Origin of the sequence: Pseudomonas sp. MAG733B, from assembly GCF_036884845.1 — a bacterium.
In the GTDB taxonomy this organism is placed as follows: Bacteria; Pseudomonadota; Gammaproteobacteria; order Pseudomonadales; family Pseudomonadaceae; genus Aquipseudomonas.
The window spans coordinates 3,002,625-3,021,188 of the sequence record NZ_CP145732.1 but is presented as its reverse complement, the minus strand read 5'-3'; the positions used below and the strand labels follow the sequence as shown (position 1 = coordinate 3,021,188).

Below are 18,564 nucleotides of genomic sequence, written 5' to 3'. Positions count from 1 at the left end.
CTGGCGCCTGAGCCGCGGCCTATGGCTTGATTTTTTCTCAACCCACCCCGGTTTTTATATCGTTTGTCGGCCCACCCGCCCTGTCCGACCATGACCTCCAGCGCTCGCTCGCGAGCCCATAACAACAGGAGGTCATCATGAGTTCTTCCACGCCCGTCTGGGCTGCCACCACGCCGCCGAGCCTGCGCGCTTCGCGCCATCGCCGCAGCGGTGAAATCTTCTTTCCTGCCGTGATTGCCGAGTCGCCCCTGAGCGCCGAATTCGACGACGCCGTCCTCGACACCGAAGGCCAGGTCTACAGCTTCACCATCATGCACCCAAGCCCGAAAAGCGGCCTGCCACCCTTCGTGCTCGCCTACGTCGACCTGCCCGGCCCGGTGCGTCTGTTCGGTCGTTTGATCGACAGCCCTGCGCGCCCCGTTATCGGCGAAAAATGCCGAGTGATCGCCGACGACACCTACGGCTTCCTGTTCCAATCCCTGGAGGCACGTCCATGACTCAGATGCATGTAATGGGCGGCGCGATGACCGTCTTCGGTCGTCACCCTGGCGTGATGGCACCGGAACTGGCGCAACGGGCGATTCTCGATGCGGTGGCCGACGCCGGTCTGCAATTGGCGGACATTCAAGCCGTGTACTGCGCCAACGTCTTGGGCGGAATGATCCTCGGCCAGGTGATCCTGCGCGATCTGGGTCTCAAAGGCATTCCGGTCTACAACATTGAAAACGCCTGCGCCAGCGGCGCCACGGCGGTGCATCTGGCGCGTCATGCCTTGCTGGCCGGCCAGTACGAACGCGTGCTGGTGTTCGGCATCGAGCAACTGACTGCGCTGGGCGGCGGCATGATCCCGATGCAGCGCAACGACCGCATGACCGATCTGTACGCCACGGCCGGCATGGTTTTGCCTGCGGTCTACGCCATGCGCGGCACGCGTTTCCTCCACGAGCGTGACGCCAAACCCGCCGACCTCGCCGCCGTGGCAGTGAAGAACCGTCGTCACGGTTCGCTCAACCCTTACGCCCAGCAGCGCACCGAAGTGACGCTGGAAGAAGTGCTCGCCTCGCGCATGATCGCCGACCCGCTGACCCTGCTTCAGTGCTGCCCGTCGCAAGTGGACGGCGCCGCAGCGCTGGTACTGAGCAGCAAACCCGGCCCTCACAAAAAAGACGTGAAAGTGCTGGGTTCGATCATCGTTTCCGGCCTGCGCGAGAGCGGTGACGAAGACATTCTCGACGCTGAAATCACCGCCCGTGCCGCACGCCTCGCCTACGAGCAGGCCGGTGTCGCGCCGAGCGATATCGGCGTGGTCGAGTTGCACGACGCCTTCACCATCGCCGAGCTGCTGTATTACGAAGCCCTGGGTCTGGCCGCGCCGGGTGAAGCCGTCGCGTTGCTGCAATCCGGCGCCACATCGCTGGGTGGCCGAGTGCCGGTCAACCCGAGCGGCGGCCTGCTCGCCAAAGGACACCCGTTGGGCGCCACGGGCGTAGCGCAAATGGTCGAGTTGTTCTGGCAGTTGCAAGGTCGCGCCGGTGACCGCCAGGCCGGCACCCCGCGCCTGGGCCTGGCGCAATGCACCGGCGGCGGCATCGCCGGGGTCGACCATGCGTCGTCCGCCGTGCACATTCTTGGAGTCTGAAGCCATGAACAATTTTTCTATCGGCCAAGTCGCAGTCGTGACCGGCGCAGCCCGCGGCATCGGCCTCACTATTGCCCAACGTCTGGCGCAGCAAGGTGTGTTCGTCTACCTGCTGGACCGCGACGAACAGGCGCTGAACAGCAGCGTCGATGCACTGCAATCGCAAGGTTTACAAGTCGCCGGAATCGCTCTGGACCTGACCGAAGGCGAAGCCGTCAACGCCGCTTTCGTGCAGATACGCGAGGCCCACAATCGCCTGGATTTCCTGGTGAACAACGCCGGTGTTGTGCGCGACAAGCGCTTCCTCAACATGACCGAGCAAGACTGGGACCTGGTGGTCGACACCAACCTGCGGGCGCAATTTCTCTGCTGCAAAGCGGCACTGCCGCTGATGCTGGAGAACGGCTTCGGGCGCATCGTCAACATGTCGTCCCGGGCCTGGCTCGGCGGTTTCGGCCAGGCCAACTATTCGGCGGCCAAGGGCGGCGTGGTCAGCCTGACCCGCAGCCTGGCCATCGAATTCGCCGCCAAGGGCATCACCGTCAACGCCATCGCACCGGGCATCGTCGACACACCGCTGTTCCAGAGTTTCGCCCCCGAAGTGCAAGCCAAACTCAAGGACACCGTGCCGGTAAAACGCATCGGCACGCCGGATGACATCGCCAACGCCGTGGAGTTTTTCCTCGCCCCGGCCAGCAGCTATGTCACCGGGCAAACCCTGTACGTGTGCGGCGGACGCAGCCTGTCCTCGGCCAGTGTGTGAGGTGAGCGCCATGTCAGTCACTTTCGAAACACACGGCGCCGTGGCGCTGATCACCCTCGATCGGCCGCAAGCGCTCAACGCCTTGGACCTGGATGCACTGCAAGCCCTGCGTGGTCATCTGCTGCAAGTGCGTGACCGTCGTGACCTGCGCGCGGCGGTGATCACCGGCAGCGGCGAACGGGCGTTCTGCGTCGGTGCGGACCTGAAGAGCACGCGAGAGTCATCGGCCTCTTACGCTGAGGCGTTGTTCCTGGCTGACGATGCTGCGGCCGACGCCGGGTTGTACATCCGCTTGATGGACCTGACCGACCTCGACCTGCACAAGCCACTGATCGCCGCCGTCAACGGCCATTGCCTCGGCGGCGGTCTGGAACTGGCGCTGCAATGCGACCTGCGCATCGCCAGCGACAGCGCCACGTTCGGTTTGCCGGAGGCAGTGGTCGGCTCGATTCCGGCAGTCAGCGGCCTGCATCGGTTGATGCGCGCCGTGCCCCCGGCCCACGCGCTGCAAATGGCCCTGACCGGGGCGCGCATCGACGCGGCGCGTGCCGAGAACATCGGTTTGATTTCCGAACGGCTGGCCACTCGCGAAGCCCTGCTCGACCGAGCGCTGGAGCTGGCGCAATTGATCGCCCGACAAGCGCCGCTGGCGATCCAGGCCTTGCAAACTCTGGCGCGCAGCACCGCGCACCTGAGCGACCGCGAGGCGCAACGCCTGACCGAACTGTATTGGGGTGTGCTGCGCGACACCGAAGACCGCATCGAAGGTCGCCGGGCATTCGCCGAAAAACGCACGCCAAATTACACGGGCCGCTGAACGGCCCGAGGAGGCGAACATGTTACGCAAGGCATTGGACGGTTTGACCGTCCTCGATTTCACCCAGATCGCCGCTGGCCCCACCGCCACCATGTTGATGGCCGACATGGGGGCGCGCGTGATCAAGGTCGAACCCCATGAAGGCGAACTGGGCCGTACCCTTGGCCCGGCCTGGATCGGTGAAGACAGCGCGCTGTTTCACGGTTTCAATCGCGGCAAACTGGGCCTGAGCCTGGACCTCAAACACCCGGACAGCGCGGCGGTGATCAAACGCCTGGTGTTGCAAGCCGACGTGCTGATCGAAAGCATGCGCCCCGGCGTCATGGCCCGGCTCGGTTTGGGTTACGAAGCCATGGCGGCGCTGAAACCGGACCTGATCTACTGCTCGATTTCCGCCTACGGCCAGCAAGGTCCGTACGCCGACCGCGCTGGCGTCGACGGCATACTGCAAGCCGACTCCGGGCTGATGAGCCTGATCGGCACGCCCGGCTCCGCGCCTTCCAAGGTGCAGGCGCCGGTGGTCGATGTGGTCACCGGTTACATGGCCTGCATGGCCGTGTTGGCCAAGTTGCACGCCCGGGACAACGACGGCCTCGGCGGCCACCTCGACGTCAGCCTGATGAACTCGGCACTGGCGCTGCAACAGGCGTCGCTGTCCAGTTTCCTCTGCGACGGCAAACTGCCGATCCGCATCGGCAGCGCCGCGCCCTACTCCGCGCCCAACGAAGCGTTTGAAGCGGCGGATGGCTGGCTGATGGTCGCTGCGTACAACGGCAACCGCTGGCCGGCGTTGTGTGGAGTGCTCGGGCATCCGGAGTGGATCGACGACCCGCGTTTCGCCAGCTCGGCGCAGCGGGTGATTAACCGCGAAGCCATGTGCGCAGCGCTGACCGACGTGTTCCGCACCCGCTCCGTCGCGCATTGGCTGGACGTACTGCGCGACGCCGACATTCTTTGCTCCAAGGTCAACGACTACCTCGACGTGCTGACCCATCCGCAGATCGCCAGCAATGGCATGTTGGTGGACTTGCACCATCCGCAGCATGGCGCGGTGCGGGTGCCGGGGTTTCCGATCAACAGCCTTGAAGCGGCACAAACGCCTTATGCGCCGGCGCCGGAGAATGGCGAGCATTCGTGTGAGGTGTTGCGGGGGTTTGCGTTTTCCGAGGAAGAGATCGAGGCGTTGTTGGTTTCCAATGCATTGCGTTGCCCGGAAATGGCGTTGTCCTGAGCCGTTCACTTATCCCCTGTAGGAGCTAGCCTGCTCGCGATGAGGGCGTGTCAGTACACGATGATGTGCCTGATCCACCGCTATCGCGAGCAGGCTCACTCCTACAGTTGAGCGATGTCGTACGCAGAATTCGTGTCTGTTTAAGGCGCGTGTTTAACGGCTGTCAGCGAAACTTGATGAAAGCTACAACGTCTTGCGTCATTGCCTACGGTTACGCCAGAATCCGCCGGCTTGTGCGCCTTGGGGCGGGGCCCTATCGTTTGCCGGTCGCTGAAAAAAACAGCGATCGGGTTTGGTAGCCCGGTATATCCAGTCGCACCGCGCCATCATTTGCAGGGTATTTTTCCGCCCTGCATTTTTATGGCGGCCATGCGCAGGGCGTCTTCGGACGCGCCGGGTTCCTGGGTGCTACCGGTCTACCAATCTGCGTATGGCTGCCACCCATCGTTTGGTAGCGAAGGGTGATGGCTCCTAATCTACAACCCAGGAGTTCCATCGTGATCAAACCAACCCCCAACCCGCCAGAATCAGATCCGGCATCCCCCTACGAAAGCCCCGATTCCAAGCAATTTCATGAAGCCGCCGAGCGCGCCCTCAATCATTACCTCAACCCCGCCGCCAACATCATGGCCACACCGCGCAAACCCTCGACGATGTTCACCATCAACCCCGACCTCGACACCGAGACCCTGCTGGCCCACGCCTGCGAATCACTGGCCTCGGCCAACGTCATGACCAACGATCTGGCAGGTTTCCTGGAAGGCGCACATCGCAACACCCTGCTGGGCATCGCCCAGGTCATCATGCTGGGTGAGTTGGCGGTGAACCGGGCGCTGGATCGTCTCGATCCAACCGAGTAAACGCCCAATCCCAATCAACTCCTGTGGGAGCGGGCTTGCTCGCGAAAGCGGTGTGTCATGCAATATTCGAGTCGACTGACACACCGTCTTCGCGAGCAAGCCCGCTCCCACAGGTTGCGCGTACTTCTCCGCCAATGAACCCCATCTCCACACAAGCTTACCTATCAGTTCTGATAGTTCCCACCGGTTGCAATAGCGCCAATACTGAGCGTCAGCACTTCGGACTTTCGGAGCACTCGCTCATGCCATTGCCAGAAAAAATCGTCCTCTGCCAATATCGCTACGATGCCCTTAATTGGTTGGTTAGCCATCTGCCAGTGGGCGCACCACAGCATCAACGTTTCTACTGTAAAAGCCGCTTGGCTACCGAGATTCAAGGGACGGTGCGGCATTCCATCTTCCAACAGGACGATTTGCTCCTGGCACAGCAGCGAAGCGGCGACGGAGTAATCGACACCTCGCTGTTGGCGACTGACCAACAGCGATCGGTGCTACACACACTCAAGGCCAATCAACAGCGACAGCGCATTGCCTATTCACCTTATGGTCACCGTCCTGCTGAAAATGGGTTGCTTAGTTTGCTGGGGTTCAATGGTGAACGGCCGGACCCGGTGACCGGACATTATTTATTGGGTAATGGTTATCGGGCATTTAATCCGGTGCTGATGCGATTTAATAGCCCGGACAGTTGGAGCCCGTTCGGCAAAGGTGGGTTGAATTTTTATTCTTATTGTGTAGGCAACCCAATAAATACAAGCGATCCAACGGGACACGTTGGCAACATTGTCAAACTTCCAAATAATTCCACCTCAAGAATCATAACCTATACTTACAATGTGCTACCACCAATAGATTTTACACTAAGACCGGGAGTCAGTAGAGCGCAAGGAGAAGCAGCAATATTGCTAATGGAAAGGCTGAATGATTCAATAAGCAAAGGTAAAGTTATGTCAACGTACTACGATAAGGCCCTGCAAGCTGAAAGAATCAAAGTCCATAACGAAACCACCTTACAAAAAATTGCTATAAAATCCATCCAGTCGAACTCCATCCCCACCAATTCCCTTCCGAATCGATTGAGAAGTGCAGCAAGCCATGTTGAGACTTTAAGTGATCGCCATACCCTTCTAGAATATTTAAATTCAAAAAATCACGACATGTCGCGCGATTTTAAAAATAGCAATTACTCTTATAGAGCACTACTTAAAGCCTTGGATGGCGAGTTCGACTCTTCGGCACCATCAATAATGCACCCAACTCCTGAAGCGGCCCAAACATATTTTCGCGAAATAATTCCGCTTAGTCACCCCAACGAAAACAGCGTTCAGGCTGAAATCAGTCGAATACGCGACATCCATTTCTTTCCAGCCATTGATCTCTAAAAATGAAAACGATCCCTGGCAAACACCCTGACATCACTGTGCGGCATAAAATCCGGAGCCCACCTGATTTGCCACTCGCGAGCATAAGACAGACTGTCTCAATGGAACAGATTTGTTCAACCTGGTAACCGCGAAATCAGGGTTTGGTGCTTTACTCAAAAGACCCCAAACCCCAGCGAGCCACCACCCATGAACCGCAACGACCTGCGCCGCGTGGACATGAACCTGTTGGTGATTTTCGAAACCCTCATGTTCGAAAAAAACCTGACCCGCGCCGGTGAGAAGCTGTTCCTCGGCCAACCCGCCGTCAGCGCAGCGTTGGCGCGGTTGCGGGATTTGTTCGACGATCCGTTGCTGGTGCGCAATGGCCGGGTGTTGGAACCGACTCAGCGGGCGCTGGTGATTCTCAAGGAGTTGCAGCCGGCGATGGACACCATTTCCGGGGCGGTCAGCCGGGCCAAGGATTTTGATCCGTCTATCAGTCGCGATGTGTTTCGTATCGGTTTGTCCGACGATGCCGAGTTCGGCTTGTTTCCACCATTGCTCAAGCAAATCCGCGAAGAGGCGCAGAACGTCGTGGTTGTGGTGCGGCGGGTGAATTTTCTGTTGATGCCGTCGATGCTCGCCAGCGGCGAGATTTCCGTCGGGATCAGCTACACCACCGAATTGCCGGCCAATGCCAAGCGTAAAAAGCTGCGGGATTTGAGCGTCAAGGTGCTGCGCGGCGATGATCGTCCAGGCCCGCTGACCCTGGACGAATTCTGCGAACGGCCTCATGCGCTGGTGTCGTTTTCCGGGGATTTGAGCGGTGCCATCGATAATGATCTGGCGCGCATCGGTCGTTCACGGCGGGTGGTGCTGGCGGTGCCGCAGTTCGCCGGTCTGCGTGCCTTGCTGGCGGGCACCGACATGTTGGCTTCGGTGCCGGATTATGCGGCGTGTGCGTTGATCGAAGGCAGCGGTCAGTTGCGCGCCGATGACCCGCCGTTCGATATCAACCTGTCCGAACTGTCGATGGTCTGGAATGGCGTCAACGATAACGATCCGGCAGAACGTTGGTTGCGCTCGCGAATTGCGGAGCACATGTCTGTTCCACTGCCGGGGCATTGAGCGAGTTGAAGTTCGGGTCGGTCTCGCGCAGGTAGATCGGCAGGTCGGTCATCGGCGGCATGGCCGGGATTTCGAAGTACATCTGGATCACCCAGCCACGGTGATAGCTGGCGTGGTTGACCACGTGCATCAGCATCGCACCGGCGCTCATGGTGCCGCTTTCACCGGACATGAACGTGAACCTCAGGGGTTTGTCCAGCGAGGCATCGGTTTGTCGGGCGCTCCAGTCGCAGTACCAGTGATCGACGTCCTGTTGTGCCGAACGCAGGTCGGGCAAAGCGGGATGGACCAGATCATGGGAAGTCTTGAAGCCGTGTCCACGGCCTTCGAGATGGGCCTGCCAGAGGCAGTCGACCACGTAGATGTGGTTCAGGGTGCCGATCATGCTCTTGAAGATCCCGGCGCGTTCTTTCTCGATTTCGCCTGGCGGCAGTTGCGCAAGGTTGTCGAACAGACGCCGGTTGGCCCATTGTTTGTAATCGGCGAGCATGCGGGCAGTGCGTGCATTGATCATCGAACTTCTCCGATGGCGAAGAGCGCATTCCTCAAGGATAGCGCTATCCACGGGCCGCCGCGCGAACGCTGATTATCGGTCGTCCCCCCTGTAGGAGTGAGCCTGCTCGCGATGGTCGTCAACGATGACGTTGGCTGCCTGACACCCCGCGCAGTTCTCGGGTCCATCGCGAGCAGGCTCGCTCCTACAGGGGGTTATGCAAGCTGCCGCATGACCCGCTCGGCCAGCGCCAGGCAACTGGTCAGTCCCGGTGATTCAATCCCGAACAGATTGACCAAACCGGGCACGCCATGTTCGGCCGGGCCGCTGATGCAAAAGTCGGCAGCCGCTTCGCCCGGGCCGCTGATTTTCGGGCGAATGCCGCTGTAGGCTGGTTGCAGGCTGTTATCCGGCAAGCCCGGCCAATAACGCCGAATCGCCGCATAAAAACCGTCGGCGCGAGCGGGGTCCACGCGGTAATCCACAGCATCGACCCATTCCACATCCGGCCCGAATCGCGCCTGACCACCGAGGTCGAGGGTCATGTGCACGCCCAGCCCTGCGCTTTCCGGCGCCGGGTACACCAGATGCCGGAACGGCGCGCGGCCGCTAAAGCTGAAATAGCTACCCTTGCACAGTCGCGCCGTTGCAACGTGCTGCGCAGGCAGACCGGCGATACGGCTCGCCACCTCAGGCGCGGACAACCCGGCGCAATTGATCAACTCGCGGCAGCTCAAGGTCATGGGTTCGGCACCGCCGATGTGCAGCTCGAAACCTTGATCGATACAGCGTGCCGACAGTAGCGGCGAATGGAACGCCAGCGCCCCGCCACAGGCTTCGACATCGCCCTGCAACGCCAACATCAGCCCGTGGGAATCGACAATCCCGGTGGACAGCGACCACAGCGCGGCGACGCAGGACAGCGCAGGTTCAAACTCCCGCGCCTGATCGGCGTCCAGCCATTGCAGGTCATCAACGCCGTTGCGTCGACCCTGCTCCAGCAACACCTGCAAGGCCGAACGCTGCGCTTCATCGGTGGCGACGATCAACTTGCCCAGGCGCTGATAGCTGACGCCGCGCTCATCGCAGAAGCCGTAGAGGCGTTGCTTGCCCTCCACGCACAACTGCGCCTTGAGGCTGCCGCCGGGGTAATAGATGCCGGCGTGGATCACTTCGGAATTGCGCGAGCTGATGCCCGTGCCGATGCCTTCTGTGGCCTCGAGCACAATCACTTCGCGCCCGCTCATGGCCATCGCCCTGGCGACCGCCAAGCCGACCACACCGGTCCCGACCACCACGCAATCGATATCGACGCTGCCCTGCCCTGCACTCATGTCAAACCAGCCCTCGCTCGCGGTAATCGATCAGGCTGGAGAATATCGCCAGCAGCATGGCCATGACCACGAAGAAGATCAGCACCAGGAAATACGAACCGGTGAACTGCACGATCAAACCGATCAGGATCGGCACGATCACCCCGGCCATGTTGCCGCAGAAGTTCATGGTGCCGGCCAGCACGCCGGTTTTCGAGGTGCCGCCGAGGATCGACGGAATGCACCAGTACATGCCGCACCAGCGAATGAAAAACATCGCCACGCAGAGCAAACCGATCGCCTGACTTGCCTCGGCGGTGTAGGCCGTGGCCAACATGCACAGTGCCGCGACCAGCGCCGAGCCGCTGAACATGCTGCGCATCACCAGGTTCGGCGAGGCGCCGCTGGATTTCCATTTATCCCCCAGGTAACCGCCGACCAGCTCACCGACGAAGCCGCACATGAAGATCAGGAATGTCGCGCCGCCCATGCCGGAAATGTTCAGGCCGTGGGTCTGGTGCAGGTAGCTCGGCATCCAGGTCAGCAAGCCGTAGAACACGCTGAGGATGCAGCAGTAACCGGCGAACATCGCCAGTACCGAGCGGTCCTTGAGCAGTTCCTTGAACGGGACGCTGGTGACCGCGCCGGGCTGGCCGACCGTGGCGTTGCCCTCGGTGATGTGCTTGAGCTCAGCGGCGTTGACGCTGGGGTGTTCGCTGGGATGATTGCGGATGTATTTCCAGGCCAGCACACCGGCCAGCATGGTGCCAACCCCGGCGATCACGAAGGCGATGCGCCAGGAGTCGAACCAGCCGATCAGTCCGGCAATGATGATTGCGCCGAAGGCACTGCCAAGCGGCGCACCGCCATCGACCAGCACGGCGCCGCGACCGCGTTCGTTGGGGGTCAGCCAGGCGCCGTTGAGCTTGGCACCGGCGGGCATGATCGGCGACTCGGCGACGCCCAGGCCCATGCGGGTGATCAACAACGTGATCCAGTTGTGCGCACCGGCCGCCAGCGCCTGGAACGCGCCCCAGGCCACAGTCGCAACGACAATCACGCGGCGAGTCTGGAAGCGGTCCAGCAGCATGCCGCCGGGAATCTGCATCAAGGCGTAGGACCAGAAAAACGCGCTGAGCATCAGGCCTTCAAGGGCCGGTGGGATCTGGAATTCGCTGGATATCAGCGGCAACGCCACCGACAGCGAGGCGCGGTCGATGTAGTTGATCGCGGTCAGCAGCAACATGATGAGGAAGATTCGCCAGCGTACGCTGGTGGGACGTTCGGACGCGGTTGCAGCTGGCAACGCCAGGCTTTCGGCACTCGGGTTGTTCATGTGGGGGGCTCTTATTGTTGTGGAGTCGAGTCGCCCGATGCCTGTCCGTCAAGGTTATGAATACTGCAATCTCCTGTGGGAGCCAGCCTGCTGGCGATGGCGGCGGCACATCCAACATTTTTGGGGCTGACCCACCGCTATCGCCAGCAGCTGGCTCCCACAGTTTTTTTGCGTCTTGACTGACTGACATGAGGCAAGCGGCCCCACTCTAATCACGCCCCCGCGTGCTGAATAATGATGGGATCTGATTGGGGGATCACTGATTGTCATCCCCCCGGAAATGATCAGAACGTGCCGGGGTAGCTGCCGCCGTCCAGCAACAGGTTTTGCCCGGTCAGGAAACCGGACTGGGCGCCGCAGATGAACGCGCAGTAAGCGCCGAATTCATCAGGCTGGCCGAAGCGTTGCGCCGGGACATTTTTGCGGCGTTGCTCGGCGATGCTTTCGACGCTGGTGCCGTTGACCTCGGCGGCGGCATTCAGGGTTTTGTGCAAGCGCTCGGTTTCGAACGGCCCCGGCAGCAGGTTGTTGACGGTGACGTTGTTCCCGGCCAAGCGCGCCTGACGCGCCAGCCCGGCGATGAAACCGGTCAGGCCGCTGCGGGCACCGTTGGACAGGCCCAGCACATCGATCGGCGCCTTCACCGCGCCGGAAGTGATGTTGACGATGCGCCCGAAACCGCGCTCGGCCATGCCATCGACGCAAGCCTTGATCAGCTCGATGGGCGTGAGCATGTTGGCATCCAGCGCTTTCAACCAGTCCTCGCGCTGCCAGTCGCGGAAGTCACCGGGCGGCGGTCCACCGGCGTTGTTGACCAGGATGTCCACCTGCGGACACGCCGCCAGCACTTGGGCGCGCACGGCAGGCTCGCTGATGTCCCCAACCACGGTGCGCACCTCGATGCTTGGCGCCAACCCGCGCAATTCCACCGCAGCCGCCTGCAACGTTTCGTCGCCACGGGCGTTGATCACCAGGTTCACGCCCTCCTTCGCCAAGGCCCGCGCGCAGGCCAGGCCCAAGCCCTTGCTGGCGGCGCAGACGATTGCCCAGCGTCCCGAAATACCCAAATCCATGACCATGCTCCTCACGTTTCGAAGGCGTTACGTTACCACCGCCTGCCGCCACTTCGGGGGATGACAAAGGGTGATCGCTGTATCAGACCTTTTCATTACCGGCCGCCCGTCCCGCTTATTACTGTCTCCAGACCAATAAGAACCGGAGTAGCCGATGAACCCGTTCCAGTTTTATTTCCCCACGACCCTGAAAAGCGGCAACGGCCTGGTGCGTCAGGCCGGTGCGCTGCTCAAGCCCCATGTTCGCAAGAAACTGCTGGTGGTTACTGACCAAGGGCTGATGGCGTCGGGCGTGCTGGAGAGCTTTTTTGCCTCGCTGGATGGCAGCGAAATTGCTTATGAAGTGTTTGCCGGTGTCGAACCCAATCCCACCACCGATGTACTGGAACGCGCCGTCGAGTTCCTGAAAAACCACGAGTGCGACGCGGTGATCGGCGTCGGTGGCGGCAGCAGCATCGACACCGCCAAAGGCGTGGCGGCGATGGCCACCAACCCCGGCAACATTCTCGACTACGAGGGCTACGACAAACTGCTGCACCCGCCGCTGCCGATCTTCGCCATCCCGACCACCTCGGGTACCGGCAGCGAGTGCACCGCATCGACGGTGTTCACCAACACCAAGACCCTGTTCAAAACGGTGATCATCAGCCCGGCGCTGTTCCCCAAACTGGCGATTCTCGACGCCGAACTGACCCTCAAGCTGCCACCGTCGATCACCGCCGCCACCGGCATGGACGCCCTGACCCACGCCATCGAATCCTACGTGTCGAAGCAGGCCAACCCGATCAGCCAGGCCTTGGCCCTGCAAGCGATCAAGATGATCTGCACCTACCTGCCGAAAGCGTTTTTCACAGGCTCCGATTTGCACGCCCGGGAACAAATGCTGCTTGCGTCATTCCTCGCCGGCGTCGCATTCGCCCAATCGAAACTGGGCAACGTGCATGCGATCTCCCACACCTTCGGCGGCGTTTTCAATATTCCCCACGGCATCGCCAACGCCACGCTGCTGCCTTACGTCATCGAATACAACCTGCCGGCCTGCCCTGAACTGTTCCGTGAAATTGCCCTGGCCATGGGCGAAAACGTCGACGGTCTGAGCCCTGCCCGCGCCGGACACAAAGTCGTGGAGCACGTGATGGCGCTGAACAAGGCCATCGGCATTCCCGACAACATCAAGGACCTGGGCGTGGACCTGGACTACATGCCGCAAATGGTCAGCGACTCGATGCGCAGCGGCAACGTGCTGGTCAACCCGCGCTTGACCACGGCCGCCGACGTCGAGCGAATCATCAGCAACGCCTTCCACGGCATTCATTCTTGAGAGACGAGCCCCCATGTTTTACGAAATGCGCACCTACACGATCCAGATTGGAAAAATGCAAACCTACCTCAAGCACTTCGAGGAAAACGGCCTGCCGGTGATTTCCCGCTACACCACGCTGGTGGGCTGGTGGTACACGGAAATCGGCGAGCTGAACCAGGTGATCCACATCTGGGCCTACGAGAGCCTGGATGACCGGATCAAGAAACGCGCCGCGCTGTACCAGGACCCGGACTGGCTCGAAGGCTTCGTGCCAATCGCCTTCCCGATGCTGGAGAAGATGGAATCGAAGCTGCTGATGCCGGCGCAATTCTCCCCGATCAAATAATCCCTGTGGGAGCCAGCCTGCTGGCGATGGCGGTGGGTCAGCCACATAAATGTTGCATGTGCTGCCGCCATCGCCAGCAGGCTGGCTCCCACAAGGACCGTTGATTCTGTTAAACCAAGGACACCCCCCATGTGCGACCACAACACCAATAACACCGCCGCCGACCGTTCTCCCGACATCAAGGCCCTGCTCGAAGGCCTGCCGACCAACTGGGGCAAATGGGGGCCGGACGATGAAGTCGGTGCCCTGAATTACCTGCAAAGTGCCGAGATCCTCCGTGGCATCGCCTCTGTGCGACAGGGCAAGACCTTCACCCTGCAAGTGCAGATCGGTCACCCGAAAGGTGAGCCGCTGTGGCCCGGCCGACGTCCGTCGATGCGGGTCAACGTGCTCGACAAGGGCCACTTCCTGGCCGGCAAAACCCACTTCGATGGTCACGTCGAATACGCCGACGACGTGATCTTCATGCACCTGCAAGGCTCGACCCAATACGATGCGTTGGGCCATGTCTGGCACGACAACAAACTGTGGAACGGCTACGACGCCATGAGCACCATCGGCAGCATGGACAAAGCCAGCATCCTGCCGATCGCCGAGCGCGGCATCGTCGGTCGTGCGGTGCTGATCGACATGGCCCGCCATCGCGGCAAAGCGGTGCTGGACAAGGGCGAAACCTTCAATCACCACGACCTGCTGGCCGCTGCGAAAGCCCAGGGCATCGAGATCCACAAGCGCGACATTCTGATCATCCGCACAGGCTGGATCGGCTCGTTCTATGAGCGCGAGCCGGAAGAGTTCTACAAGGATTTCGCCGAACCGGGCCTGACCTTCAGCCGTGAACTGGTGGAGTGGTTTCACCAGATGGAAATCCCCAACCTGGTCACCGACACCATGGCCAATGAAGTGGCGGTCGACCCGTCTTCAGGTGTGTTGATTCCGCTGCACAACGCCTTGATGCGCAACCTCGGTGTGACCTTCACCGAAGTCGCCCTGCTCGATGCGCTGGCCGACGATTGCGCTGCTGACGGTCAGTGGCAGTTTCTCTACACCGCCGCGCCGCTGAAAATCGTAGGCGGCACGGGCGCACCGGTGAATCCGATTGTGATCAAGTAAGCGTCGGTTGCTGCAACTCGTTGATCAGCAGGGTCGCCGCCGGAGGTAAGTCGGCGCCGGCCCGGCTGATCGCGCCATATGGTTCGACCAGGGCACGCATCGACAACGGCAGGGTCACCAGTAATTCGAATTGCGCACAGAACTGAGCGACTTCCGCCGGGATCACCGCCAGCAAGGTCGGGTCTTGCTGCACCAGCAAAATGGTGGCGAAGATCGACGAGGTCTCCAGCGGATAACGCGGAATATCCAGCCCGGCCTCTTCCAGTTCGCGCTCCAACGCCTGACGCATTGGCATGTCCTTGGGATAAACCACCCAGCGGTAATCGCTCAACTGCGCCAACTGCAACGACGTCGCAGCCGCCAGCGGATGGTCCTTGCTGGCGACTACCGCCAACGGTTCTTCGCTCAACACGATGCAGTCATAAGCGTCCGAACGCTGCCCGACGCTGGTGCGACAAATGGCCAGGTCCAGTCGCCCCTGATCCAGCAACGCGAGCAGGTTGGCACTGGTGTTCTCCACCACTTCGATGGACAGCTGCGGCTGCTTGAGGCGCAGTTCGGTCAAGGCCCGGGTCAGCAGCGGCACCGCGCCCATGATCACGCCCACCGACAACCTTCCGCCCTGACCGCGCAGGATGCTCAGCATGTCTTCGCGCAGATGCTCGACGTCGCTGTAGATCAGCCGCGCGTAGCGGATCATGCAACGGCCCATTTCGTTGGCCACCAAACCTTGGGGCTGGCGCTCAAACAGCGGCATGCCGAGCAGCGCCTCGACTTCATGCAATGCCTTGGTGGCGCCGGACTGGGAAATGGAAATCTGCTCGGCGGCCTTGTGCAACGAGCCGCGCTCATCCAGTGCGATCAACAGGCGCAGTTGTTTGAGGCGCAAGCGTGCGGCGATGCTGGAAAGTGAAGGAATCGTATCCATGTGTGCTCTGATTCAATGGGTAACCCAGGACCAACATGCTGACCGCTTTTTTTGTAGGAGCAAGGCTTGCCCGCGATAGCGATAGCGATTTCGAGAACGCCATCGCGGGCAAGCCATGCTCCTACAGGTCGCGTTGTCGGTGATTGAACAGTAACCGCAAAGTGATCGGTAACTATCAGCGAATCGCCACCGGGTTGATGTTGACCTGGGTCGAGCCTTTGTACAGCGGCTGCCCGAGCACGAACATGAAGGTCCAGGCCTTGTCGCGGACCAGTGCGCGGCTGTCGATCAGCTCCAGATTGTAGATACCATTCTTGGCCAGCATGAACTGGTTGACCGGGAATTCCTGGCCATCGGTGCCAGGGTAGATTTCCGAAGCCCAGGTATCACCACCGAAAGCGACGATCTGTTTGTCCGCCAACCATTTAGCCGCCGCCATGCCGATGCCCGGTTCCACCGCGAGGAATTTCTCGTTGTCCTTGCCCAGCAGTTCCAGCCAACCGGTGTTGAACAGCACCACATCACCCTTCTCGATGCTGACGCCTTGCAGGTCCAACGCCTTCTGAATGTCGGCAACGGTGAACTCGGTTTTCTCCGGCACGATGGCGCTGCCGTACACCGCCGTCATGTCCAGTACCACGCCGCGAGTGACAATTGGCGGGACCTTTTCGATGCCGAGTTTCTGCACGCCTTCCACGGTGACGAAATCCGCCGCGCGGTTGCCGTTGTAGTAGACGTTGTCGATCCCGATGTGGCCGATGCCGTTGAGCTGCGTGCCGACACCGGTCCAGCCGACCACCAGTTCATCATTGAAGGTGAATTTGTTCGGCCCCATCGTGGTGCCGCCCGCCTCACCCGGTTGAACGTTGGTCAGGTGAAAACTGCGATGACGGAACGCCGGCAGGTTTTTGTCGATGGGCACGGCCAGCGGGTAGGTTTTACCGGTCTTGATCAGCTTGGCGGCATTGATTACTGATTCGGCGTTGAGCAGGTTCAGCGCGCCGATTTCATCGTTGGCGCCGTATTTGGACGGGTACCATTTTTCAGCATCCGCGGCGTGGGCGGCATTGACTGTGAGCAGCAGGGCGAATGGCAGGGCCAGGCGATTGAGCATGTGGGAGTCCTTGTCTGGTTTCGATGAACCCAAGGTACCCAGCCTGTTAGTGCGGAAACAGACAGCTATCGACAATACATTTGTTCTGGATTTTCACGAGTGATTGCCTGGCTATCTGCTTAACTCGCCAGCGGTGCTAGAGTGAGAACCGGACGATCGACTGACAACAAACCCTGAAATCCTGACAGTCGACCAATTGCGATAACGCTTAGATCGTTTGCGAATTATGATTATTCCAACTCGCTGAAACAGAAGCCTATGAACATCGCAAACCCCACCGCCGCCCGCGAAATCCAATCCGAACAATCGCGTTTGATCGTCTTCCTCGCCTATCCAGAAATGGGCCTGCTGGACCTGACTGGCGCGCAAACCGTGTTCTGGGCGGCCTCCCGTTACCTCGACAGCAGCAAGCTGCCGGGCTACAAACTGCAAACCGCCAGCCTCACCGGCGGCCTGATCCAGACCGCCGAAGGCCTGGCCGTCGACACCGTGCCATTGAGCGATTTCGCTGATCAAACGATCGACACCCTGATCGTCCCGGGCGCACCGGTGATTATTCTGGCAATGAGCAATTCCCTGGAACTGGTCGACTGGCTCAAGGAAGCGTCGACCAAGGTCAGACGCACCGCCTCGGTGTGCAGCGGCACGTTCCTGCTGGCCGAAGCCGGATTGCTCGACGGCCGACGCGCCGCCACCCATTGGGCGATGTGCGGCATGCTCAAGGAACGTCACCCGTCGATCGAAGTCGACAACGATGCGATCTTTGTCCAGCAGGGTTCGGTCTGGACTTCCGCCGGGGTCAGCGCCGGCATCGACCTGGCACTGGCGCTGGTCGAAGAGGACTGCGGGCGTGAACTGGCGCTGCTGGTCGCGCGGGAAATGGTGGTGTTCCTCAAGCGCCCCGGTGGCCAGGCCCAGTACAGTCAATTGCTGCAATCGCAAACCAGCGAAGGCGCCGCCTTCGACGACCTGCACCTGTGGATCACGCAGAACCTGGAAGGTGAAAACCTCACCATCGACCGGCTCGCCCAGCAGGTGCAAATGAGCCCACGCAACTTCGCCCGGGTCTACAAACTCAAGACCGGCCGCACCCCCGCCAAAGCCGTGGAAGTGCTGCGGGTCGAAGCTGCCCGGCGTCTGCTGGAAGATTCCGAACGCAATATCGATCAAATTTCCCGCCTGTGCGGCTTTGGCGACGAAGAGCGCATGCGCCTGACGTTTCAGCGCAACCTGGGGGTTTCGCCGAGGGATTATCGCAGCCGGTTTTCGCGCTGAATCACCGGCCTGAAGCAGCATCAGGGAACTCTCGGCGACCGCCGTGCATCCTAAAAGGTGAGATGTTTCCTTTTTGCTGCACGCTTTCAGAGGACACCGTCATGCGCCGTCTGATTATCATTTCTTCCCTTGTGCTGTGCTTACCGTTCGGCTCCGCAATGGCTAAAGTGGATGCGGGCGACGTCGCCACTTCAGCCGGGGTCTCCGCCTCGCTGTACTCGACGTTCAAGGATGACAAACTGATGATTCCCGCCCGGGATGACGCCTCCAGCTTCGTGGCCAGTGGCGGCGCGATTCGCGGCGTGTATCTGGAGCAGGTCCTGCAACGGATCCGTCAGGAAAATCCCGGCCTTAACGCTAGCGATGAAGATCTGGCTCGCGCCATTCTCGTCCAGGAAGGCGTTGCGGCAGGTCAATAAGACACGTCAACCCGTCGGTGGGGCTGGTGAAACCCGAATAGCGTTTCCC

The 18,564-nt window shown here is 60.6% G+C and carries 19 protein-coding genes; 13 read left to right on the top strand and 6 right to left on the bottom strand.

Annotated elements, in window-relative coordinates:
• Positions 1 to 137 precede the first annotated feature (137 nt).
• From V6Z53_RS14020 to V6Z53_RS13985, 8 genes are all read left to right on the top strand, one after another.
• On the top strand, positions 138 to 497 hold the full coding sequence (locus V6Z53_RS14020; RefSeq protein WP_338586118.1) for an OB-fold domain-containing protein: 360 nt from the start codon (positions 138 to 140) through the stop codon (positions 495 to 497).
• Positions 494 to 1,639: a thiolase family protein gene (locus V6Z53_RS14015; RefSeq protein ID WP_338586117.1), complete on the top strand. Its 1,146-nt coding sequence runs from the start codon at positions 494 to 496 to the stop codon at positions 1,637 to 1,639. The genes V6Z53_RS14020 and V6Z53_RS14015 overlap by 4 nt, the downstream gene beginning before the upstream one ends.
• Positions 1,640 to 1,643: 4 nt before the next feature.
• A complete protein-coding gene (locus tag V6Z53_RS14010) occupies positions 1,644 to 2,402 on the top strand; it encodes an SDR family NAD(P)-dependent oxidoreductase (RefSeq protein ID WP_338586116.1) in 759 nt (252 codons plus the stop codon).
• Positions 2,403 to 2,412: 10 nt separating this feature from the next.
• Entirely contained in the window at positions 2,413 to 3,219 is an 807-nt protein-coding gene (locus tag V6Z53_RS14005) for an enoyl-CoA hydratase-related protein (protein WP_338586115.1), read from the top strand.
• A 19-nt stretch (positions 3,220 to 3,238) separates the two neighbouring features.
• A complete protein-coding gene (locus V6Z53_RS14000) occupies positions 3,239 to 4,450 on the top strand; it encodes a CoA transferase (RefSeq protein WP_338586114.1) in 1,212 nt (403 codons plus the stop codon).
• A gap of 497 nt (positions 4,451 to 4,947) precedes the next feature.
• Complete coding sequence (locus V6Z53_RS13995; protein ID WP_338586113.1) at positions 4,948 to 5,310, top strand: DUF6124 family protein; 363 nt, start codon at positions 4,948 to 4,950, stop codon at positions 5,308 to 5,310.
• A gap of 242 nt (positions 5,311 to 5,552) precedes the next feature.
• A complete protein-coding gene (locus tag V6Z53_RS13990) occupies positions 5,553 to 6,692 on the top strand; it encodes an RHS repeat-associated core domain-containing protein (protein ID WP_338586112.1) in 1,140 nt (379 codons plus the stop codon).
• 189 nt (positions 6,693 to 6,881) lie between these two features.
• Positions 6,882 to 7,802, top strand: coding sequence for a LysR substrate-binding domain-containing protein (locus V6Z53_RS13985; RefSeq protein ID WP_338586111.1), 921 nt, complete (start codon positions 6,882 to 6,884; stop codon positions 7,800 to 7,802).
• Here the strand turns inward: V6Z53_RS13985 and V6Z53_RS13980 are convergent.
• From V6Z53_RS13980 to V6Z53_RS13965, 4 genes are all read right to left on the bottom strand, one after another.
• Positions 7,723 to 8,316 (bottom strand): DinB family protein, encoded by a 594-nt coding sequence (locus tag V6Z53_RS13980; protein ID WP_338586110.1) that lies wholly within the window; start codon positions 8,314 to 8,316, stop codon positions 7,723 to 7,725. The two genes, V6Z53_RS13985 and V6Z53_RS13980, sit on opposite strands and share 80 nt — an antisense overlap.
• A gap of 194 nt (positions 8,317 to 8,510) precedes the next feature.
• A complete protein-coding gene (locus V6Z53_RS13975; RefSeq protein WP_338586109.1) occupies positions 8,511 to 9,629 on the bottom strand; it encodes an NAD(P)/FAD-dependent oxidoreductase in 1,119 nt (372 codons plus the stop codon).
• Position 9,630: 1 nt separating this feature from the next.
• The gene (locus V6Z53_RS13970) at positions 9,631 to 10,944 is read right to left on the bottom strand and encodes an MFS transporter (RefSeq protein ID WP_338586108.1); all 1,314 of its coding nucleotides are present in this window, start codon (positions 10,942 to 10,944) and stop codon (positions 9,631 to 9,633) included.
• A 284-nt stretch (positions 10,945 to 11,228) separates the two neighbouring features.
• Positions 11,229 to 12,017, bottom strand: coding sequence for an SDR family oxidoreductase (locus tag V6Z53_RS13965; RefSeq protein ID WP_338586107.1), 789 nt, complete (start codon positions 12,015 to 12,017; stop codon positions 11,229 to 11,231).
• Between the two features lie 154 nt (positions 12,018 to 12,171).
• Here V6Z53_RS13965 and V6Z53_RS13960 point away from each other — a divergent pair, with 154 nt between their 5' ends.
• The 3 genes from V6Z53_RS13960 (at position 12,172) to V6Z53_RS13950 (ending at position 14,779) form a co-directional block, all read left to right on the top strand.
• On the top strand, positions 12,172 to 13,338 hold the full coding sequence (locus tag V6Z53_RS13960; protein WP_338586106.1) for an iron-containing alcohol dehydrogenase: 1,167 nt from the start codon (positions 12,172 to 12,174) through the stop codon (positions 13,336 to 13,338).
• Positions 13,339 to 13,351: 13 nt separating this feature from the next.
• Positions 13,352 to 13,666: an NIPSNAP family protein gene (locus V6Z53_RS13955; protein ID WP_150701430.1), complete on the top strand. Its 315-nt coding sequence runs from the start codon at positions 13,352 to 13,354 to the stop codon at positions 13,664 to 13,666.
• A 129-nt stretch (positions 13,667 to 13,795) separates the two neighbouring features.
• Positions 13,796 to 14,779, top strand: coding sequence for a cyclase family protein (locus V6Z53_RS13950; RefSeq protein WP_338586104.1), 984 nt, complete (start codon positions 13,796 to 13,798; stop codon positions 14,777 to 14,779).
• Here the strand turns inward: V6Z53_RS13950 and V6Z53_RS13945 are convergent.
• Positions 14,772 to 15,707 carry a LysR family transcriptional regulator gene (locus V6Z53_RS13945; RefSeq protein WP_338586103.1) on the bottom strand — a complete coding sequence of 312 codons (936 nt, stop codon included), beginning with the start codon at positions 15,705 to 15,707 and terminating at the stop codon, positions 14,772 to 14,774. The two genes, V6Z53_RS13950 and V6Z53_RS13945, sit on opposite strands and share 8 nt — an antisense overlap.
• Before the next feature lie 175 nt (positions 15,708 to 15,882).
• Positions 15,883 to 16,821 (bottom strand): cyclase family protein, encoded by a 939-nt coding sequence (locus tag V6Z53_RS13940; protein ID WP_338586102.1) that lies wholly within the window; start codon positions 16,819 to 16,821, stop codon positions 15,883 to 15,885.
• 258 nt (positions 16,822 to 17,079) lie between these two features.
• Between V6Z53_RS13940 and V6Z53_RS13935 the strand changes: the two genes are divergently transcribed.
• Positions 17,080 to 18,096, top strand: a complete 1,017-nt coding sequence (locus V6Z53_RS13935) for a GlxA family transcriptional regulator (RefSeq protein WP_338586101.1) — start codon at positions 17,080 to 17,082, stop codon at positions 18,094 to 18,096.
• A 101-nt stretch (positions 18,097 to 18,197) separates the two neighbouring features.
• On the top strand, positions 18,198 to 18,515 hold the full coding sequence (locus tag V6Z53_RS13930; protein WP_338586100.1) for a DUF2388 domain-containing protein: 318 nt from the start codon (positions 18,198 to 18,200) through the stop codon (positions 18,513 to 18,515).
• Positions 18,516 to 18,564: the final 49 nt, after the last annotated feature.

Bases quoted from the DNA above. Each gene is read 5' to 3' on its own strand.
- V6Z53_RS14020 (WP_338586118.1), top strand. From the start codon at position 138: ATGAGTTCTTCCACGCCCGTCTGGGCTGCCACCACGCCGCCGAGCCTG.
- V6Z53_RS14015 (WP_338586117.1), top strand. From the start codon at position 494: ATGACTCAGATGCATGTAATGGGCGGCGCGATGACCGTCTTCGGTCGT.
- V6Z53_RS14010 (WP_338586116.1), top strand. From the start codon at position 1,644: ATGAACAATTTTTCTATCGGCCAAGTCGCAGTCGTGACCGGCGCAGCC.
- V6Z53_RS14005 (WP_338586115.1), top strand. From the start codon at position 2,413: ATGTCAGTCACTTTCGAAACACACGGCGCCGTGGCGCTGATCACCCTC.
- V6Z53_RS14000 (WP_338586114.1), top strand. From the start codon at position 3,239: ATGTTACGCAAGGCATTGGACGGTTTGACCGTCCTCGATTTCACCCAG.
- V6Z53_RS13990 (WP_338586112.1), top strand. From the start codon at position 5,553: ATGCCATTGCCAGAAAAAATCGTCCTCTGCCAATATCGCTACGATGCC.
- V6Z53_RS13985 (WP_338586111.1), top strand. From the start codon at position 6,882: ATGAACCGCAACGACCTGCGCCGCGTGGACATGAACCTGTTGGTGATT.
- V6Z53_RS13980 (WP_338586110.1), bottom strand. From the start codon at position 8,316: ATGATCAATGCACGCACTGCCCGCATGCTCGCCGATTACAAACAATGG.
- V6Z53_RS13975 (WP_338586109.1), bottom strand. From the start codon at position 9,629: ATGAGTGCAGGGCAGGGCAGCGTCGATATCGATTGCGTGGTGGTCGGG.
- V6Z53_RS13970 (WP_338586108.1), bottom strand. From the start codon at position 10,944: ATGAACAACCCGAGTGCCGAAAGCCTGGCGTTGCCAGCTGCAACCGCG.
- V6Z53_RS13965 (WP_338586107.1), bottom strand. From the start codon at position 12,017: ATGGATTTGGGTATTTCGGGACGCTGGGCAATCGTCTGCGCCGCCAGC.
- V6Z53_RS13960 (WP_338586106.1), top strand. From the start codon at position 12,172: ATGAACCCGTTCCAGTTTTATTTCCCCACGACCCTGAAAAGCGGCAAC.
- V6Z53_RS13955 (WP_150701430.1), top strand. From the start codon at position 13,352: ATGTTTTACGAAATGCGCACCTACACGATCCAGATTGGAAAAATGCAA.
- V6Z53_RS13950 (WP_338586104.1), top strand. From the start codon at position 13,796: ATGTGCGACCACAACACCAATAACACCGCCGCCGACCGTTCTCCCGAC.
- V6Z53_RS13945 (WP_338586103.1), bottom strand. From the start codon at position 15,707: ATGGATACGATTCCTTCACTTTCCAGCATCGCCGCACGCTTGCGCCTC.
- V6Z53_RS13940 (WP_338586102.1), bottom strand. From the start codon at position 16,821: ATGCTCAATCGCCTGGCCCTGCCATTCGCCCTGCTGCTCACAGTCAAT.
- V6Z53_RS13935 (WP_338586101.1), top strand. From the start codon at position 17,080: ATGAACATCGCAAACCCCACCGCCGCCCGCGAAATCCAATCCGAACAA.
- V6Z53_RS13930 (WP_338586100.1), top strand. From the start codon at position 18,198: ATGCGCCGTCTGATTATCATTTCTTCCCTTGTGCTGTGCTTACCGTTC.